This window comes from Geodermatophilus sp. SYSU D01106, assembly GCF_054049995.1.
On the sequence record NZ_JBJGYM010000003.1, the window covers coordinates 276,932 to 295,199 of the forward strand.

The 18,268-nt window shown below is 75.0% G+C and carries 19 protein-coding genes and 2 tRNA genes; 6 read left to right on the forward strand and 15 right to left on the reverse strand.

All coding sequences use genetic code 11. The features are described from left to right. Positions 1 to 3: 3 nt before the first annotated feature. Positions 4 to 444 (forward strand): VOC family protein, encoded by a 441-nt coding sequence (locus ACI78R_RS05205; RefSeq protein ID WP_073421634.1) that lies wholly within the window; start codon positions 4 to 6, stop codon positions 442 to 444. On the opposite strand, the gene ACI78R_RS05210 is transcribed toward ACI78R_RS05205, so the two are convergent. Continuing rightward, the gene (locus ACI78R_RS05210) at positions 432 to 1,214 is read right to left on the reverse strand and encodes a hypothetical protein (RefSeq protein ID WP_457039878.1); all 783 of its coding nucleotides are present in this window, start codon (positions 1,212 to 1,214) and stop codon (positions 432 to 434) included. The genes ACI78R_RS05205 and ACI78R_RS05210 overlap by 13 nt on opposite strands. A 92-nt stretch (positions 1,215 to 1,306) precedes the next feature. After that, a complete protein-coding gene (locus ACI78R_RS05215) occupies positions 1,307 to 1,843 on the reverse strand; it encodes a DUF2087 domain-containing protein (protein ID WP_073421632.1) in 537 nt (178 codons plus the stop codon). A 53-nt stretch (positions 1,844 to 1,896) separates the two neighbouring features. Between ACI78R_RS05215 and ACI78R_RS05220 the strand changes: the two genes are divergently transcribed. After that, positions 1,897 to 2,073 carry a DUF2795 domain-containing protein gene (locus ACI78R_RS05220; protein ID WP_073421631.1) on the forward strand — a complete coding sequence of 59 codons (177 nt, stop codon included), beginning with the start codon at positions 1,897 to 1,899 and terminating at the stop codon, positions 2,071 to 2,073. Between the two features lie 22 nt (positions 2,074 to 2,095). Then, complete coding sequence (locus ACI78R_RS05225; protein ID WP_336027708.1) at positions 2,096 to 2,905, forward strand: inositol monophosphatase family protein; 810 nt, start codon at positions 2,096 to 2,098, stop codon at positions 2,903 to 2,905. A gap of 75 nt (positions 2,906 to 2,980) precedes the next feature. On the opposite strand, the gene ACI78R_RS05230 is transcribed toward ACI78R_RS05225, so the two are convergent. From ACI78R_RS05230 to ACI78R_RS05245, 4 genes are all read right to left on the reverse strand, one after another. Beyond that, positions 2,981 to 3,160, reverse strand: a complete 180-nt coding sequence (locus ACI78R_RS05230) for a hypothetical protein (protein WP_457039879.1) — start codon at positions 3,158 to 3,160, stop codon at positions 2,981 to 2,983. Between the two features lie 105 nt (positions 3,161 to 3,265). Then, on the reverse strand, positions 3,266 to 4,627 hold the full coding sequence (locus ACI78R_RS05235) for an FGGY family carbohydrate kinase (protein WP_457039880.1): 1,362 nt from the start codon (positions 4,625 to 4,627) through the stop codon (positions 3,266 to 3,268). Continuing rightward, complete coding sequence (locus ACI78R_RS05240) at positions 4,624 to 5,127, reverse strand: XdhC family protein (RefSeq protein ID WP_457039881.1); 504 nt, start codon at positions 5,125 to 5,127, stop codon at positions 4,624 to 4,626. The genes ACI78R_RS05235 and ACI78R_RS05240 overlap by 4 nt, the downstream gene beginning before the upstream one ends. Continuing rightward, on the reverse strand, positions 5,124 to 6,137 hold the full coding sequence (locus ACI78R_RS05245; RefSeq protein WP_457039882.1) for an aldo/keto reductase: 1,014 nt from the start codon (positions 6,135 to 6,137) through the stop codon (positions 5,124 to 5,126). Before ACI78R_RS05245 ends, ACI78R_RS05240 begins: the two co-directional genes overlap by 4 nt. Positions 6,138 to 6,237: 100 nt before the next feature. Here ACI78R_RS05245 and ACI78R_RS05250 point away from each other — a divergent pair, with 100 nt between their 5' ends. Continuing rightward, entirely contained in the window at positions 6,238 to 6,777 is a 540-nt protein-coding gene (locus ACI78R_RS05250; RefSeq protein WP_073421625.1) for a hypothetical protein, read from the forward strand. Here ACI78R_RS05250 and ACI78R_RS05255 read toward each other — a convergent pair. Further along, entirely contained in the window at positions 6,774 to 7,592 is an 819-nt protein-coding gene (locus ACI78R_RS05255) for an alpha/beta fold hydrolase (protein ID WP_457039883.1), read from the reverse strand. The genes ACI78R_RS05250 and ACI78R_RS05255 overlap by 4 nt on opposite strands. A gap of 91 nt (positions 7,593 to 7,683) precedes the next feature. Here ACI78R_RS05255 and ACI78R_RS05260 point away from each other — a divergent pair, with 91 nt between their 5' ends. Both ACI78R_RS05260 and ACI78R_RS05265 read left to right on the forward strand, forming a co-directional pair. Further along, positions 7,684 to 9,066 (forward strand): cystathionine beta-synthase, encoded by a 1,383-nt coding sequence (locus ACI78R_RS05260; protein ID WP_073421623.1) that lies wholly within the window; start codon positions 7,684 to 7,686, stop codon positions 9,064 to 9,066. Further along, a complete protein-coding gene (locus tag ACI78R_RS05265; RefSeq protein WP_457039884.1) occupies positions 9,063 to 10,211 on the forward strand; it encodes a cystathionine gamma-synthase in 1,149 nt (382 codons plus the stop codon). Before ACI78R_RS05260 ends, ACI78R_RS05265 begins: the two co-directional genes overlap by 4 nt. Here the strand turns inward: ACI78R_RS05265 and ACI78R_RS05270 are convergent. From ACI78R_RS05270 to ACI78R_RS05305, 8 genes are all read right to left on the reverse strand, one after another. Next, positions 10,208 to 10,399 (reverse strand): ferredoxin, encoded by a 192-nt coding sequence (locus ACI78R_RS05270; RefSeq protein WP_454554124.1) that lies wholly within the window; start codon positions 10,397 to 10,399, stop codon positions 10,208 to 10,210. The two genes, ACI78R_RS05265 and ACI78R_RS05270, sit on opposite strands and share 4 nt — an antisense overlap. After that, entirely contained in the window at positions 10,399 to 11,694 is a 1,296-nt protein-coding gene (locus tag ACI78R_RS05275; RefSeq protein ID WP_139253026.1) for a cytochrome P450, read from the reverse strand. The genes ACI78R_RS05270 and ACI78R_RS05275 overlap by 1 nt, the downstream gene beginning before the upstream one ends. 91 nt (positions 11,695 to 11,785) lie before the next feature. After that, positions 11,786 to 12,682: a polysaccharide pyruvyl transferase family protein gene (locus ACI78R_RS05280; protein ID WP_457039885.1), complete on the reverse strand. Its 897-nt coding sequence runs from the start codon at positions 12,680 to 12,682 to the stop codon at positions 11,786 to 11,788. A gap of 28 nt (positions 12,683 to 12,710) precedes the next feature. Further along, complete coding sequence (locus ACI78R_RS05285) at positions 12,711 to 12,998, reverse strand: GNAT family N-acetyltransferase (protein ID WP_073421620.1); 288 nt, start codon at positions 12,996 to 12,998, stop codon at positions 12,711 to 12,713. Between the two features lie 87 nt (positions 12,999 to 13,085). Beyond that, positions 13,086 to 13,159, reverse strand: a tRNA-Met gene (locus ACI78R_RS05290). A gap of 150 nt (positions 13,160 to 13,309) precedes the next feature. Next, positions 13,310 to 13,383 (reverse strand) — tRNA-Met (locus ACI78R_RS05295). Between the two features lie 59 nt (positions 13,384 to 13,442). Further along, positions 13,443 to 15,089 carry a glucose-6-phosphate isomerase gene (pgi, locus tag ACI78R_RS05300; RefSeq protein WP_457039886.1) on the reverse strand — a complete coding sequence of 549 codons (1,647 nt, stop codon included), beginning with the start codon at positions 15,087 to 15,089 and terminating at the stop codon, positions 13,443 to 13,445. Positions 15,090 to 15,257: 168 nt separating this feature from the next. Next, complete coding sequence (locus ACI78R_RS05305; RefSeq protein WP_457039899.1) at positions 15,258 to 18,245, reverse strand: UPF0182 family membrane protein; 2,988 nt, start codon at positions 18,243 to 18,245, stop codon at positions 15,258 to 15,260. Positions 18,246 to 18,268: the final 23 nt, after the last annotated feature.

The following is an 18,268-nucleotide window of genomic DNA, read 5'->3' on the forward strand; positions in this document are numbered from 1 at the left end:
ACCGTGGAGCAGCAGGTCCACTTCCTCACCCTCGCCACCGCCGACCTCGACGCGGCGCGGCGGTTCTACGTCGAGGGCCTCGGGTGGACGCCGCTGCTCGACGTCCCCGGCGAGATCGTCTTCTTCCAGGTCGCGCCGGGCACGGTGCTGGCCTTCTTCGAGACGGGGAGCTTCGCCCGCGACCTCGGCACCGGCCCGGCGCGTCCGGAGGTGTCCGGGGTGACGCTGGCGCACAACGTCGCCGACCGGCCCGCCGTCGCCGCGCTGGCCGACCGGATGGCCGCGCACGGCGGGACGGTGCTCACCCCGCCCGAGGAGGGCGCCTTCGGCGGCGTCTTCCACGCGCTGGTGCGCGACCCGAACGGCGTCGTCTGGGAGGTCGCGCACAACCCCGGCTGGTCCGTCGACCCCGACGGCACGGTGCGGCTGGCTCAGCCGGACTGACGGCCCGGAGCGGCTGCCGGACCCGGACCCGGGCCCGGCGGCCGGGGCAGCGGGACGAACAGGTCGTCGGCCATCGGCTCGTCGACGGCCTCGACCACCACCTCGTGGCCGTCGCCGGCGGAGGTGCCGTCGAGGGCCTCGACGAGGACGCAGACGCCGGTGCCGACGTCCAGCCGGATCCGGGAGGCGGTCGGGTACACGACGTCGCGCGCCTCCCCCCACTCGAGCCGGTCGACGTCCGGGTCGTGCAGCAGGGAGCAGCAGCCACAGCGCGGCTCGTAGGTGGCGGTCGTCGCGACGACGGCCTCCCAGGCGGGCCGGCCCCCGTGCTCGACCTCCCGGACAGGCCCGATCTCCAGCGGCGGCCCCGCGGGCTCCCCGGTGTCCCGGTCGCGGCCGTCGGCGAACTCGACGGGGTCCAGCAGGGCGACGAAGCCGTAGTCCTGCCACATCGGGTCCTCGGCCTGCGCGCGGTCCCACGGGCGGACGGCGACCAGCCCGTCGGGGCGCCGGACCGGCTCCCCGGGCGGCTCGGGGGCCGGGGCGACCCCGCCCGCCCACGAGGTGAGCACGACGGTCCCGCTGCCGGGGGACTCGTGGACGACGTCCAGCAGGTCCCCGTCGAGGGTCTCGACGCGCAGCCGGTCCGGGCGCCGCAGCCGGACCCGGACGGCGCCGTCGGACCGCCCGGTGCGGAGGGTGAACCGCAGCGTGCGGAACAGCCACGGCGAGGACCGGGCGAGCGCGCGGAGGTCGTCGGCGTCGGGCACGGGCGGGAGTGTGGCCCCCGGAGGCGGGTCCTGTCCTGCGAGTGGTCGTGCTCTGCCCCGCCGGGCGGGGCAGAGCACGACCCGCACCGGGACTAGACGTCCACCCAGCCGCCGGAGCGCCAGTACTCCCCCGCCTCCCGCGACAGCAGCCCCTCGTCGACCAGGTACCGGCGCAGCGCCGCGGTGTCGGGGTGCCAGACCGCGAGCAGCGCGTTGACCTCCCGCTCGGGGTAGCGCACGCCGACGTCGAAGACCCGCACCACGTGCTCGAGCACCACCCGGCGCTTGCTCAGCTGGGCCGGGATGGTGGTCAGCCGGCCGTCGCGGATGAAGGAGGCGAGCACCGCGGACTCCGCCGGGTCGTCCGACAGCGGCTCGGCCGGCGGGGCGGAGGCGGCCGCGGCCCGCGCGGCGGCGCCGAACCGGTCGGTCAGCAGCTCGAGGCCGTGCCCGTCGCGGCGCACCAGCCCGGCGCGGGCCAGCCGGCGGGCGGCCAGCGCGACGTCCTTGAGCGAGAGCCCCGAGGCGTCGGCGACCTCCTCGATCGTCCCGGCGCCGAGCGCCAGCGCCGCCACCACCCTCAACCGGGTGGGGTCGGCCAGGAGCCCCACGATCGTCGCCGCCTCCACGCCCGCGACGGTATCCGCGCATCGACGGACGGGGGCGGGGGTAGCGGGACGCCATGGTGAGCCCGATCGACATCCAGAAGGCCCTCAAGGGCATCGAGTACCCGGCCAGCAAGGAGCAGCTCCTCGAGCACGCGAAGGGCGGCGACAAGGAGGTGCTCGACGCGCTGCAGAAGATCGAGGACCGCGAGTACGAGGGGCCCAGCGGCGTGAGCGCCGCGGTGTTCGACTGACGTCCCGCTAGGTTCGGTGCCCATGACACCGGGCCGGGACTTCACGGGGGACATGCACCTGGCGCACGTGCTGGCCGACCAGGCGGACTCCATCAGCATGGACCGCTTCAAGGCCCTCGACCTCGCCGTCGAGACCAAGCCGGACCTGACGCCGGTCACCGACGCCGACCGCGCCGTCGAAGAGCAGCTGCGGATCACCCTCGCCCGGGCCCGCACCCGCGACGCCGTGCTCGGCGAGGAGTTCGGCGTCACCGGGCACGGCCCGCGGCGCTGGGTGCTCGACCCCATCGACGGGACGAAGAACTTCGTCCGCGGCGTGCCGGTGTGGGCGACGCTCATCGCGCTGTTCGACGGCGACGAAGCGGTCGTGGGCCTGGTCTCCGCGCCCGCGCTCAACCGCCGCTGGTGGGCGGCCAAGGACGTCGGCGCGTGGACCGGCCGGCGGCTGGAGTCGGCCACGCGCTGCCGGGTGTCGGGCGTCTCCGACCTCGGCGACGCGAGCCTGTCCTACTCCAGCCTGTCCGGCTGGGAGGAGCGCGGCCTGCTCGACGGCTTCATCGGCCTCACCCGCGCGTCCTGGCGCACCCGCGCCTACGGCGACTTCTGGAGCTACGTGCTGCTGGCCGAGGGGGCGGTCGACGTGGCGTGCGAACCGGAGGTCTCGCTGTGGGACCTCGCCGCGCTCGACGTCATCGTGCGGGAGGCCGGCGGCCGGTTCACCGACCTCACCGGCGTCCCCGGCCCGGCCGGCGGCAGCGCCCTGGCCACCAACGGCCTGCTGCACGACGCCGCGCTGGCGCACCTGCGGCTGCCCCCGGACGACGCGGCCTGACGCGCCGGCCCGGGACACGACGGCGGCCCCACCCCGGACTCGGGGAGGGGCCGCCGTCGTGTGCGGTGCGGGGGCCTACGGGCGCGGACCGCCCGTGCCGCGGCCGCCGGAGAACCGGCGGCGCGCGTCGTCGATGCGCGCCTTCGTCTTCGGGTCGCTCGCCAGCTGCTGCGCCTTGGCCGAGACCTGCTTGAGCGCCTGCTGGCCCTTGGGACTGCGGGCGAACTGGGCCACCTTGTCGAACACCGACGCCATGTCGGGTGCCTCCTCTCGCCGGGGCCCGCGGCTGGGCCCGCTCGTCGAGGTCAACGGATGCCCCGCCCCCGCCGTTCCATGCGGCTGGCCGGGCGTCGGCCCGGGTCACTTCCCCGGGGACACCGGCTCGCCCGCCGCCCGCTCCGGCTCCGCCGCCAGCCCGACCCCGCGCCCGGCCAGCACGGCGGCACCGATCGCGGAGGCGCTCCGCAGCTCCAGGGGCACCACGGGCCGCCCGAGCAGGTCGGCGAGCACCTGCCGCACCAGCGGGGAGCGCCCGCCGCCACCGGTGAGCACGACCGGCCCGTCCGGCGGCTCCCCGAGCAGCCCGGCTGCGTCGGCGACCGCGGTCAGCACCCCCTCGACGGCGGCGCGGGCGAGGTCGGAGCGCGTGGTGCCCGCCGACAGCCCGGTCCACGAGGCGCGGTCACCCGGACCGGCCACCCCGCCGCGCTCGCCGGTGAGGAACGGCCGGAAAACCACACCCCCGGCGCCCGGCGGCGACGACGCGGCGAGGTCGAACAGGTCCCCGGGGGCGACACCGAGGACGCCGGCCGCCCAGGACCACGCCGAGCCGCCGTTCTGCAGCGCGGCCATCGCGTACCAGCCGCCCTCGGCGTCGGCGTAGCCGTGCACGGGCGGGTCGTCGGCGGGGGCGGGCGTCCAGCCGGGCCGCAGCACCTGCGCACCGGTGCCCAGGTTGATCTGCAGCCCGCCGGCGGTACCGGCCGCGAGCAGCGCCAGTGGGGTGTCGGCGCCGCCGACGACGACCGGCACCCCCGCCCCGCCCAGCACCGCCGTCCCGCCCAGCACCGCCGTCCCGGCGACCGCGGCCGAGGACCGCACCGCGGGCAGCAGGCTGGGCGGCACCCCGGCCGCGGCCCGGGCGGCGTCGGACCAGGTGTCGGCGACGACGTCCCACAGCAGCGTCCCGGAGGCGTCGCTGCGGTCGGTGACCCGCCAGTCGGCGCCGGGCAGCAGGGTGGCCCGCAGCGCGTCCTTGGGCAGCAGCACGCCGGCCGCGCGGGCCACCAGGTCCGGGCGGTGCGCCGTGAGCCAGGCGAGCACCGGGCCGGTCATCCCGGGCACGAGCGGGTTGGCCAGCGCGGCGCGGGCGGCGTCGGGCAACGCCCGCCAGCGAGCGACCTCCGCGGCCGCCCGCCGGTCCGGCCAGAGCACCGCGGGCGCCAGCGCCGCCCCGGCCTCGTCGACCAGGACGGTGCCGTGCATCTGCCCCGAGAGGCCGAGACCGGCCACCGGGCGCCCGCCCAGAGCGGGCAGCAGCCGGGCGAGGGCGTCGTCGAGGGCGGCCCGCCACGTGCCGACGGCGCACTCGGCCCACCCCTCGCGCGGGCTGTCGACCGGGTAGCCGGCCTCCGTCTCGGCGGCGATCCGGCCGTCCTCGCCGAGGGCCACCAGCTTGAGCCCGCTGGTGCCGAGGTCGGCACCGAGCAGGACCGCGCTCACCGCGGGCCGTGCGCGGCCCCGCCGCCGCGGCCGTTGCGGTCGGCGAGCAGGCCGGCGAGCGTGCTGAGCGCGATCTCGGCCGGTGCCCGCGAGCCGATGTCCAGGCCGATCGGCCGGTGCACCCGCGCGACCTCCTCCGGCGGTACCCCGAGCGCGGCCAGCGCCGCCACGTGCGGGCCCTCGTGCCGCGGGTTGCCCATGACGCCCACCCAGCGCACCCGCCGGGCGAGCGCGTCGCGCAGCACCTCGCCCAGCTCGGGCCGGTGGTGGTCGGTGACGACGACGTCGGCGTCGCCGAGGTCCTCGGGCAGGTCGGCGAACGAGACGACGCCGGCGCCGCGGGCCGCGTCGGGGTCGAGCAGCACCGCGCGGAAGCCGAGCTCCGGCGCCCACCGCAGCAGCACCTCGGCCACCGGCGAGTCGAACACCGCCACCAGCACCCGGCCCGGCGGCGCCTCCCCCGGCGCCCCGTGCGCGACGCCGCAGGCCGGGTCGGTCACGCCGCGCCCCGCTCCGGGCTGTCGCCGTAGGCGTAGCCGGCATCGGCGTAGCGGCCGCCCACGGCGACCCCGGGCGGGGCGATCTCGCCCAGCCGGGCCAGGTCGTCGGCCGAGAGCTCCACGGCCAGCGCGCCGGCGTTCTCCTCCAGGTAGGGCCGCCGCTTGGTGCCCGGGATCGGCACGACGTCGGGCCCCTGCGCGAGCACCCAGGCGAGCGCCAGCTGCCCGGGCGTGCAACCCCGCTCCTCCGCCATGGCCCGCACGGCGTCGACCAGCCGCAGGTTGGCCGCGAACGCCTCGCCGGTGAACCGCGGGTGGGTGCGCCGCCAGTCGTCCTCGGCGAAGTCGTCCGGGCCGGTGATCGCGCCCGTGAGGAAGCCGCGGCCGAGCGGGCTGAACGGCACGATGCCGATCCCCGCCTCCCGGGCGACGCCGAGCACCTCCCTCTCCAGGTCACGCGTCCACAGCGACCACTCGCTCTGCAGCGCCGCGATCGGGTGCACCGCCACCGCGCGCCGGACCGACGCCGCCGACGCCTCCGACAGCCCGAGGTGGCGGACCTTCCCCTGCCGCACGAGCTCGGCCATCGCCCCGACGGTGTCCTCGATCGGCACCCGCGGGTCCACCCGGTGCTGGTAGTAGAGGTCGATCACGTCGACGCCCAGCCGCCGCAGGCTGGCCTCGGCGCAGGCCCGCACGTTCTCCGGCCGGCCGTCGATGTCCATGCCCCCCGAGCCGTTGCGGCGCAGCGAGAACTTCGTGGCCAGCTGCACCTCGTCGCGCCGGCCGCGGATCGCCTCGCCCACCAGCTCCTCGTTGTGCCCGTCGCCGTAGACGTCGGAGGTGTCGAGGAAGGTGATCCCGAGGTCGAGCGCGCGGTGCACGGTGGCGATCGACTCGTCGCGGTCGGCGGCGCCGTACATCTGGCTCATGCCCATGCAGCCCAGTCCGAGCGCGGAGACGACCAGGCCGTCCCGGCCGAGGGTCCGGGGAGACGCAGGAGAGGTCATGCCCCGCATCCTCGTCCCGGCCGCCGACGGGACGCCACCGGCCGTTTCCCTCGGGGTGGCCCGGGTAGCCGCCCGGGGTCGCGACTCCCCGGGAGGACCCATGAGCCCGCGCCCCGCCCGCCGCACCGCCCGCCTGCTCGGGCTGGCCAGCCTCGGCCTCGGCACCACCATGCTCGTCGACCCGCGAGGTGTGGCCCGCTTCGCCGGCGTCGACGACTCCCCCGTGGCGCTGCCGGTCGTCACCGCCGTCGGGGCCCGGGAGCTGGCGCACGCCGCCGGCCTGCTCGCCGGGCGGCCGGGCTGGGCGTGGACCCGCGTGCTCGGCGACGCCGTCGACCTCGCCGTCATGGGCGTCGCGCTGCAGAACCGCCGCGGCGACCGGCACGATCGGCTGCGCACCGTCCTCGTCGGCGCGTCGGTGCTCGCGGCGGTCGACCTGCTCACCGCCCTGCGCTCGCGCCGCCGTCGCGGCTCCTCCGACGGGCGGGCCGGCAGCCCCACCCCCGTGGAGCGGCGGGCGGCGGCCCCGGGGCTGCTGGCCCCGCTGGTCGACGTCCGCCCCGCGCTGGCCGGCGTCGCCCGGCAGCCGGTGCGGCGGCCGGGCGGGACCGACGCCCCCGACCTCCCCGCGGGGAGCTAACCCCCCGCGGTCAGGAACGCGTCGACGACCGGCGCGAGCTCCGGGGCGGCGAACACGTCGTAGTGGGTGCGCCCCGGCAGGACCGCGAGCCGCGACGCCGGCCGGCCCGAGCCGTCCCAGCCGGCGTCGCGCAGCCCGCCGCCGAGCAGGGCGAAGAACTCGGCCGCGTGGGCGGGCGGGATGCCGTCGGCGTCGGCGTAGGCCAGCAGCACCGGCAGCGTCAGCGCGCGGACCTCGTCGGTCCAGTCGTAGTCGCCGCTGATCAGCGCGCCGGTCTTGTCCATCAGCGCCGGGAAGGCGTCGACGTCGGGCGCGACGGCCGCGTACGCCTCGTACAGCGGCGTCCGCCGCATCCAGTCCAGGCCCGCGGAGGACACCGACTCCTGGCCCGCCCGGACGTCGGGGAACCAGCCGTCCCGCCGGCACGGCGCCGACACCACGACCAGCCGGCGCACGGCCTCCGGGGACCGGATCGCCGTCCGCAGCACCACCCCGCCGCCGAGCGAGTAGCCGAGCAGGTCGGCCGGGCCGGGGCCGAGGGAACCGACCAGCGCGGCGACGTCGTCGGCGAACGCGTCCCAGGTGAAGGGCCGGTCGACGTCCGCGGTGCGCCCGTGCCCCTGCAGCTCGACGGCGACCACCCGCCGCCCCGCGGCCAGCCGCTCGAGGACGTCGCCGAACATCTCGACCACGCCGAACCCGCCGTGGACGACGACCAGCGGCGTACCGCCCTCCCCGACGCTGCGCCAGTACATCCGCACGCCACCGGTCACCGGCGCGTACCCCTCCTCGACCCGCGGGCCCGTCGTCGTCATGCCGCTACGACGCCGCGGGCGGCCGGGACTCATCGGTGGTGGTGGGATGGGGGCAGCGCGCCCGACCGGGGCGCCGGGCGAGGAGGTCCGCGTGCAGTACGCCGAGTCCGTCGTCGACCTGATCGGCGGCACCCCGCTGGTCCGGCTGTCGTCGGTGACCGCCGACCTCGGCCCGGACGCACCGCTGGTGCTGGCCAAGGTCGAGTACATGAACCCCGGCGGGTCGGTGAAGGACCGCATCGCCGTGCGGATGGTCGACGCCGCCGAGGCCAGCGGGGAACTGCAGCCGGGCGGGACCATCGTCGAGCCGACCAGCGGCAACACCGGCGTCGGCCTGGCGCTGGTCGCCCAGCAGCGCGGCTACCGGTGCATCTTCGTGTGCCCCGACAAGGTCAGCCAGGACAAGGTCAACACGCTGCGGGCGTACGGCGCCGAGGTGGTCGTCTGCCCCACCGCCGTCGACCCGTCCGACCCGCGCTCCTACTACTCGGTCTCCGACCGGCTGGCCCGCGAGACGCCGGGCGGCTGGAAGCCCGACCAGTACGCCAACCCGGCCAACCCCCGCTCGCACTACGAGACGACCGGGCCGGAGATCTGGGAGCAGACCGAGGGGAAGGTGACCTGCTTCGTCACCGGCGTCGGCACCGGCGGCACGATCAGCGGCATCGGCCGCTACCTCAAGGAGGCCTCCGGCGGGCGGGTGCAGGTGGTCGGCGTCGACCCCGAGGGGTCGGTGTACTCCGGCGGCACCGGCCGTCCCTACCTCGTCGAGGGCGTCGGTGAGGACTTCTGGCCCGAGGCCTACGACCGGTCGATCGCCGACGACATCGTCGCCGTCTCCGACGCCGACTCCTTCCGGATGACCCGCCGCCTGGCCCGCGAGGAGGGCCTGCTCGTCGGCGGCTCCTGCGGGATGGCCGTCGTCGGCGCGCTGCGCGCGGCCGAGCGGCTGGGGCCCGACGACGTCGTCGTGGTGCTGCTGCCCGACGGCGGACGCGGCTACCTCAACAAGATCTTCAACGACCGGTGGATGGCCGACTACGGCTTCCTCGACGTCGCCACCGGCGAGACGGTCGGCGAGCTGCTGCACGGCAAGGGTGGGGTGACGCCGGAGCTCGTGCACACCCACCCCAACGAGACCGTCCGCGACGCGATCGACATCCTGCGCGAGTACGGGGTCAGCCAGATGCCGGTCGTCCGCGCCGAGCCGCCGGTGACCGCCGGCGAGGTGGTCGGCTCGGTCGACGAGAAGGTGCTGCTCGACGCGCTGTTCGCCGGCCGCGCCTCGCTGTCGGACCGGGTGGAGAAGCACATGTCCGCGCCGCTGCCGATCATCGGCTCCGGCGAGCCGGTGAGCGCCGCCGTCGCGGAGTTCGGCGAGGCCGACGCGCTCGTCGTGCACGTCGACGGCAAGCCCGCGGGCGTGGTCACCCGCCAGGACGTGCTCGGTCACCTGGCGGGGGTGACCCGGTGACCGAGTTCCCCGGCTTCGACACCCGCGCCATCCACGCCGGGCAGGACCCCGACCCGGCCACCGGCGCGGTCGTCGTCCCCCTGCACCTGGCCACCACGTTCAAGCAGGACGGCGTCGGCGGGCTGCGTGGCGGCTACGAGTACGCCCGCAGCGCCAACCCGACCCGGGACGCGCTGCAGGCGCTGCTGGCGTCGCTGGAGGAGGGCACCGCGGGGCTGGCCTTCGCCTCCGGCCTGGCCGCCGAGGACACCCTGCTGCGCACCGTCTGCGCGCCGGGCAGCCACGTCGTGCTGGGCGGGGACGCCTACGGCGGCACCTTCCGGCTCATCTCGAAGGTGGTCTCGCGCTGGGGCGTCGAGCACACGCCGGCCGACCTGAACGACGCCGACGCGCTGCGCGCCGCCATCCGCCCGGGGTCCACGCGGGTCGTCTGGTGCGAGACGCCGACCAACCCGCTGCTCAACGTCGCCGACATCGCGCGCACCGCCGAGATCGCGCACGAGGCCGGCGCGCTGCTCGTCGTCGACAACACCTTCGCCAGCCCCTACCTGCAGCGGCCGCTGACGCTGGGCGCCGACGTCGTCGTGCACTCCACGACGAAGTACCTCGGCGGGCACTCCGACGTCGTCGGCGGGGCGCTGGTCGTCCGCGACGGCGACCTCGCCGAGCAGTTGGCCTACTCCCAGAACGCGATGGGGGCGGTCTCCGGGCCGCTGTCGGACTGGCTGGTCGTGCGCGGCATCAAGACCCTCGGTGTGCGGATGGAGCGCCACCAGGCCAACGCCGCCCGGATCGCGGAGTACCTGACCGCGCACCCGGCCGTGTCCCGGGTGCTCTACCCCGGCCTGCCCGACCACCCCGGCCACGAGATCGCGGCCCGGCAGATGTCCGGGTACGGCGGGATGCTGTCGTTCCGGCTGGCCGGCGGCGAGGAGGCGGCCCTGCGGGTCTGCGAGCGGGCGCGGCTGTTCACGCTGGCCGAGTCCCTGGGCGGTGTGGAGTCGCTCATCGAGCACCCGCACCGGATGACGCACGCCAGCGCCGCCGGCTCTCCGCTGGAGGTGCCGGGCGACCTGGTGCGCCTGTCGGTGGGCATCGAGGACGCCGACGACCTGCTCGCCGACCTCGAGCAGGCCCTCGGCTAGTCCCGCTCGAGCAGGGTGATCGCCCCCGTCGGGCACTGCGAGACCGCGTCGCGCACGGCGGCGGCGTCGTCCGGCTGCTCCTGCAGCACCCGGACGGCGCCGTCGTCGTCGACCTCGAACGCGTCGGGGGCGAGCAGTTCGCACGAGCCCGCCCCGACGCACACCTCGCGGTCGGCCACGACCCGCATCAGCGGTCCCCGCCCAGCCGCGCGGGCAGCCGCTTGAGGCCGTTGACGAACGACGACGCCAGCCGGTGCGGCGGGCCGGTGACCTCGAGGTCGGGCAGCTGGTCGAAGACGGCCCGGAAGGTCACCTGCAGCTCGCGGCGGGCCAGGTGCGCGCCGAGGCAGAAGTGCGGGCCCTTGGAGCCGAAGCCGACGTGCGGGTTGGGGTCGCGGCCGACGTCGAAGCGCTGCGGGTCGGCGAACACCTCGGGGTCGCGGTTGGCGGCGGCGTAGAACAGCAGGAACTTCTCCCCCGCGGTGAAGGCGTGGCCGTTGATCTCGCCGTCCTGCGTGGCGGTGCGGCGCATCCAGGTCACCGGGCTCACCCAGCGCACGACCTCCTCGACGCCGGTGCGGTCCAGCGCCGGGTCGGCGGCCCAGCGGGCCCACTGGTCGGGGTGCTGCGAGAGCGCCAGCAGGCCCTGGGAGATCGCGTTGCGGGTGGTCTCGTTGCCGGCGACCAGCAGCAGGATGAAGAACGAGGCGATCTCCTGGTGCGACAGCCTCTCGCCGTCGACCTCGGTGCTGACCAGCGCGGTGGTGAGGTCGTCGCGCGGCTCGGCCAGCCGCTCGGCCGCCAGCCGCTCCATCAGGGCCGCCATCTCCATGCCCGCGGTGAGGAAGGCGGTCAGCGGGTCGTCGTTCTCGATGAGCTCCGGGTCGCCGCCGGACAGGATGACGTTCGAGTTGGCCAGCACGGAGGCGCGGTCGGCCTCCGGGACGCCCATCATGTCGCAGATGACCCGCAGCGGGATCGGCGCGGCGATGTCGGCGACGACGTCGATGCTCCCGTCCCCGGCCTCCGCCTTCGCCCGGGCGCGCGCCAGGACGTCGTCGACGACGGCGCGCACCGAGTCCAGCGTCCGCTCGAGCATCCGCGGCGTGAACGTCTTCGACACGATGCGGCGGATCTTGGCGTGCCGCGGGTCGTCCATGCTGATCAGCGAGCCGTAGAACTCGTTGAGGTCGGCCGGCACGTCCTGCATGGACACCGCGCCCTTGCCGGAGCAGAAGACGGCCGGCCGGCAGCTGATCGCCTCGAGGTCGGCGTAGCGGGTGACCGCGTGGTAGCCGGGGCCGGGCGGGAAGCCGGGGATGTCGGGCTCGGCGAAGAAGGCGAAGGGGCGCTCGCTGCGCAGCCGGTCGAAGGCGGCGTGGCGGTACTCCGGCGGGGTCGTCCACCAGTCCCGGTCGGACAGGTCGACGGTCGCCAGGTCGACGCCGCCTGCGTCGGCCGGGGGCACGGCTGCGATGGTCACGGGACGACTCCCTCGTCGTAACGGTCACCTCTGACCGCACGCTAGAGAGGACCAGGTGTGAGGGGCAACACACCCGGGCGCGTCGGCCGGCTCAGGACCGGCCGAGTCGCCCGGTGAGCCAGGCGCGGGCCTCCGCGCCGCCGCGCCGCCCGCGCTCGCGCGCCGCGGCCACCACGCCGTCGAGCTCGCCGGACAGGCAGCGGGTCAGCGCGGCGTCGAGGGCCGCGACGCCGACCTCCTCGGCCGGCACCACGAGCGGCCAGCCGAGGGCGCCGGCCTGCCGGGTGACCTTGGCGCCGCCGGCGACGGGGTCGCAGGCCACCACGGGCCGGCCGGCCTTGAGCCCGAGCACCAGCCCGTGCAGCCGCATGCTCACCACGACGTCGGCGCGCGCGATGAGCGCCTCCACCTGGGCCGGGCGCCGGGGGTGCGGCTTCTCGTACATGTCCATCCCGAGCTCGAACCAGGGCAGCTGCCGGGCGGCCAGCCACTCCTCGATCTCCTCGCGGACCCCGTCGGCGCGGCTCCGGTCGCCGTACTCGGCCTGGGCCGGGGTGAAGGCCACCGCGACGACCGGTGCGGTGTCGGCCGGGCCGTCGGCGGCGAGGTCGGGGCGGGCGATCCCGTCGGCGTCGCGCTCCCACACCTCGTCGAACAGCGCCCGCCCGGCCTCCTCGACCACCGAGACGTTGACGGCGAGGCGCCGGCAGCCGGCGAAGGCGCCCGTCAGCTCGCGCAGCAGCGGCGAGTCGCGGACCGGCCCGGTGACGAACACCAGGTGCGTGTAGCCCGCGGGGTCGACGTCGCGCCAGTCGACGCCGCGGCCGTCCGCGCCGCCCTCGAGGAACGGCGCGACGGCGACGTCGTACGGCACGCCCAGCTCGGTGAGCCAGCCGGCGACGACGTCCCCGCCCAGCTCGTCGCCGACGGTGGCGATCACCTCGTCGAAGCTGAACCACCCGGCCACGAGGACGCGCACACGGTCCACCCAACCAGGCGGGCCGCGGCGTCGCGCGTCAGGAGTCGCGCGCCACCAGGTCGCCGTACTCCGGGTGGCGCTCGATCCAGCCGCGCACGAACGAGCACTGCGGGACGACGGAACCGCCGCGGCCCCGCACGTCGTCCAGCGCGGCGCGGACGAGCGTGCCGCCCAGGCCCGAGCCCTCGGAGTCCGGGTCGATCTCGGTGTGGGTGAAGACCACCGTCTCGCCACGCCGCTGGTAGGCGGCCAGGCCGAGCAGGCGGTCGCCGTCGCGGATCTCGTAGCGGTCGGCGTCGGGGGCGTCGTGGACGGTCGGCTCCATGCCGTGCGCCAACCGGCGCCGGGCCGCTCCTGTTCCGGGGGAACGACGAGGGCCCCGGAGCGGTGTGCTCCGGGGCCCTCGTGCCAGTAGCGGGGACAGGATTCGAACCTGCGACCTCTGGGTTATGAGCCCAGCGAGCTACCGAGCTGCTCCACCCCGCGTCGGTACGGATCACTCTACACGGCCTCCGGGGGCCGTCGACGCGGGCCTCCGGTGACCTCCGTCGCCCCCTCGCCCGGCGCGCCACGCGGGCCGGCCCCGGACGCGGCGAAGGCCCCGGATCGGGTGATCCGGGGCCCTCGTCGTGCGAGTAGCGGGGGCAGGATTCGAACCTGCGACCTCTGGGTTATGAGCCCAGCGAGCTACCGAGCTGCTCCACCCCGCGTCGGTGAGACCACTGTACCCCGCGGGGACGGCGGCCGCAGACGGGGGCCGCCGGGCCGGTCAGGCCGGCCGGCCGGCACCCTCCCGCAGCAGCCTGACCAGGGCGTTCGTCGAGGAGTCGGAGTCGTAGTCCGGCGCACCCTCGCTCTGCAGCTTGGGCGCCAGCTCGTTGGCCATGACCTTGCCGAGCTCCACGCCCCACTGGTCGAAGCTGTTGATCCCCCACACCACGCCCTGGGTGAAGACGCGGTGCTCGTAGGTGGCCACGAGCTGCCCCAGCGTCGACGGCGTCAGCTTCGGCGCCACGATCGCGTTGGACGGGTGGTTGCCCGGCATGACCTTGTGCGGGACGACGTCGGCGGCGGTCCCGTCGGCGGCGACCTCCTCGGCGGTCCGGCCGAAGGCGAGCGCGCGCGGCTGGGCGAGGAAGTTGGACAGGAACAGGTCGTGCATGCCGTCGAGGTCCCTGCCGTGGGCGAGGTCGTTCGGCTGCGCGAAGGCGAGGAAGTCCGCCGGCACGAGCACCGTGCCCTGGTGCAGCAGCTGGTAGAACGCGTGCTGCCCGTTGGTGCCCGGCTCCCCCCACACGATCTCGCCGGTGGCGACGTCGACCGGCGACCCGTCGAGGCGCACCGACTTGCCGTTGGACTCCATGCACAGCTGCTGGAGGTAGGCGGGGAACCGCGCCAGGTACTGCGAGTACGGCAGCACGGCCTGCGTCTGGGTGCCGAAGAAGTCGACGTACCAGACGCTGATCAGCCCGAGCAGCGCCGGCAGGTTCTCCTCCCAGGGCGCGGTGCGGAAGTGCTCGTCGACGGCGCGGAAGCCGTCGAGCAGCTCGCGGTACCGCTCCGGGCCGATGGCCACCATGAGCGACAGCCCGATGGCCGAGGTGAACGAGTAGCGGCCGCCGACCCAGTCCCAGAAGCCGAACATGTTCTCGGTGTCGATGCCGAACTCGGCGACCTTCTGCGCGTTGGTCGACACCGCGGCGAAGTGCTTGGCCACCGCCGCCTCGTCGCCGCCGAGCCCCTCCAGCAGCCAGCGCCGGGCCTCGCGGGCGTTGGTCAGCGTCTCCTGCGTGGTGAACGTCTTGGACGCGACGATGAACAGCGTGCTCGCCGGGTCGAGGTCGCGGGTGGCCTCGGCGAGGTCGGCCGGGTCGATGTTGGACACGAACCGGACGGTGATCGACCGCTCGGAGTAGTCGCGCAGCGCCTGGTGGGCCATCGCCGGGCCGAGGTCGGAGCCGCCGATGCCGATGTTGACCACCGCGCGGATCCGTTCGCCGGTGTGCCCGGTCCACTCCCCGCCGCGCACCCGGTCGGCGAAGGACGCCATCCGGCCGAGCACCTCGTGCACCTCGGCGTTGACGTCGTGCCCGTCGACGTCGAGGCCGCTGGTCCGCGGGTCGCGCAGCGCCACGTGCAGCACGGCGCGGTCCTCGGTGCTGTTGACGTGCTCGCCGCGGAACATCGCCTCGGTGCGCTCCCGCAGACCGGCGGCGTCGGCCAGCGCGGCGAGCAGCCGCACCGTCTCGCGGGTCATCCGGTTCTTGGAGTAGTCGAGGTACAGGTCGCCGGCCGTGACGACCAGGTCCGTGCCCCGCTGCGGGTCCTCGGCGAAGAGGTCGCGCAGGTGCCGGTGCTTGATCTCGCCGTGGTGCTCGGCCAGGGCCCGCCACTCCGGGGTCTCGCTGATCCGCATGTGTCCTCCTGCTCGCGCGCGTCGGCCGCGTACAGCCTTCCCTAGCGGCCGGCGGGCGGCCATGCGGCCCCGGACGGCAGCGGGCCCCGGAGGGCAGCGAGCCCCGCACGGCAGCGGGCCCCGGCCCTCGCGAGGAGGACCGGGGCCCGGACTGCCGTGCGGGAGGCGTCAGCCGGTCGGCGACGCCGGGGCCGCCGAGCCCGCCGCGGCCTGCGCCGCCTCGTAGGCCTCGACGGCGGACTGCAGGTCGGCCAGCGCCTGCCCCTGCGCGGCGAAGTCGCCGGAGCGCTGCGCGTCCTCGAGCCGCTGCAGGGCCGCGTCGAGGTCGGACACCGCCTGGTCGAGCTCCGGCGTCGACGTGCCGCCGCCGTCCGGCGGGGTGGTCGGGTCGGCCGGCGCCGACGGGTCGGCCGGCGGCGTGGTCGGCGTCGTCGGCTCCTGCGGGTCGGGCGTGGAGTCCGCGTCGTCGGAGTCGGTCGCGGTGTCGCCCGCGCCGGCGCCGAAGACCTGGTCGAGCGCCTCGGACAGGGTGTTGGCGTACCCCACCGAGCCGCCGTAGTTGACCAGCACCTTGCGCAGCAGCGGGAAGGAGTTCTCCCCCGTGCCCTCGACGTAGAGCGGCTGCACGTACAGCAGGCCGTTCCGGCCGATGGGCAGGGTCAGCAGGTTGCCGAACACCGCCTGCGAGTCCTCGCTGTTGAACAGCGTGAGGTCACGCGCGACCTGGTCGTTGGTGTTGAACGACTGCTGCACCTGCTGCGGCCCGCGGAACGGCGTGTTGCCCGGCAGCTGCAGCACCTGGATCGACCCGTAGCTGTCCGGGTCGCTCGACGCCGAGATGAACGCCGAGAGGTTCTGCCGGCGGAAGGCGTTGAGCGCGCTGGTGAGCTGGAACGTCGCGCCGTCCTCCCCCGGCCGCGCGGCCAGGATGTAGTACGGCGGCTGGGCCTCACCGGTGGCCTGCGTCTCCTCCGACTGCGTGGGGTCGGTCGGCACCGCCCAGCGGTCGTTCTGCTGGTAGAAGTCGCTCGGGTTGCTCACGTGGTAGCGCGTGAGGATGTCCCGCTGCAGCTTGAACAGGTCCTCCGGGTACCGGACGTGGCTGACGAGCTCCTCGCTCATGTCCTCGCGCGGCTCGATGACACCGGGGAACGCGGCCTCGTACGCCTTGAGGACCGGGTCCTCCTCGTCCCACTCGTAGAGCCGCACGGTGCCGTCGTAGGCGTCGACGGTCGCCTTGACCGAGTTGCGGATGTAGTTGAACTGCTCGTTGGGCAGCGCCGTCGTGCCCTGGCCGGTGAGCGCGTCCGCGGCGGCCTCGCCGAGCTCCATGCGCTCGGAGTAGGGGTAGGCGTCCGACGTCGTGTAGCCGTCGAGGATCCAGGTGACCCGGCCGTCGATGACCGCGGGGTACGGGTCGCCGTCGACCTCGAGGAACGGCGCGGCCTTCTCCACCCGCTCGCGCGGGTCGCGGACGTAGAGGACGCGGGAGGCGTCGTTGACCGCGCTGGAGAGCAGGAAGTTCCGCTCGCGGTAGTAGATGGCGAAGGTCAGCTGCCGGAAGAAGCTGCCGATCGCGACGCCGCCCTCGCCGTCGTAGGTGTTGTTGACCTCGCCCTCGGAGCCGTCCTCGGGCCGGTCGAACTCCTGCGGGTTCGCCCCCTCCGGCGCGCCGACCACCGAGTAGTCCTCGATGAGCTCGCCGTAGTAGATGCGCCCCTGCTCGACGTCGATGTCGCCGACCGTGGGCAGGTCCCGGCTGGTGAAGTTGGGCTCGCCGCCCTCCTGGCCGGTGACCACCTGGTTGGCCGGCGCGGCCACGAAGCCGTTGCCGTGGGTGTAGACGGTGTGCCGGTTGATCCAGGTGTCCTGGTTCTCCGACAGGCTGCCGCTCTCCAGCTCGCGGACGGCGACCACGTAGTCGCGCGTCTCGCCGTCGACCGTGTACCGGTCGATGTCGAGCTTGTCGGGGAAGCCGTAGACGTTGCGGATCTGCTGGCGCGCGGTGAACGTGTCCGACAGGACGTTGGGGTCCAGCAGGCGGGCGTTGGGGATCGTCGCCTGGTCGTCGCGCAGCTCGCCGGAGGCGGACTCGGTGTCGGCGTCGTCGCCGGTGGTCTGCTGCGCGTAGTCGATGTAGTCGACCTCGGTGAGGTCGTAGGCCTCGCGGGTCGAGGCGATCGCCCGCTCGATGTAGGCGGCCTCCCGCTCGTTGGCGCTCGGGCGGACCACGAACTGCTGCACGATCGCGGGGTAGGCCACGCCGATCACCAGGCTCGACAGCAGCAGCAGGACCAGCGCCGCGGCCGGCAGCCGGAAGTTGCGGACGACGACGTTGGCGAAGAACGCGATGGCGCAGAACGCGGCGGCGAAGACCAGGATCGTCTTGGCCGGCAGCAGCGCGTTGACGTCGGTGTAGCTCGCGCCGCTGAACAGCTCGCCGCGGTCGGAGTAGACGAGGTCGTAGCGGTCGAACCAGTAGGCGACGGCCTTGAGCGCCACGAACAGGCCCAGCAGCACCGACAGCTGCACCATCGCCGCGCCGGTCAGCTTCTGCCCCGGCGTCTGCAGCCGCAGCCCGCCGAAGACGTAGTGCGTGAGCAGCGACCCGATGAGCGCCAGCAGCACGATCGCGAAGCCGAAGCTGATCAGCAGCCGGTAGAAGGGGTACTCGAAGACGAAGAACGACAGGTCGAGCCCGAACTGCGGGTCGGTCTGGTCGAACGGCACGGAGTTGCGGAAGGTCAGCCAGGTCTCCCAGCTGCCCTGCGCGGTGAACCCGGCGAACAGGCCCACGACGACGGCGACGGCGGTGAGCACCAGGGTGCGGCGCGGCTCGAGCGACTGGCGGTAGCGCTCGAGGTTCTGCTGCTCCAGCGACATCGGCCGGAAGGCCGGGCGGAACCGGTAGGCGAGGTACACGGCCAGCGCGGTCAGTCCGCCGGTGGCCACGCCGGCCACGGCGAACAGCAGCGCGCGCGTCTGGAGCTCGGTCCAGAACACCTCGGTGAACCCGGTCTCGTCGAACCAGAGGTAGTCGACGTAGACGTTGGTCAGCGTCCCGATGGCCGTGAACAGCACCAGCAGCACGGCGATGGACCCGATGACCACCTTCGCGCGCCGCGACAGCGTCGGCACGGACACGGGGGGCCGCATGGCCACGAGCGGTCTCCTTCAGT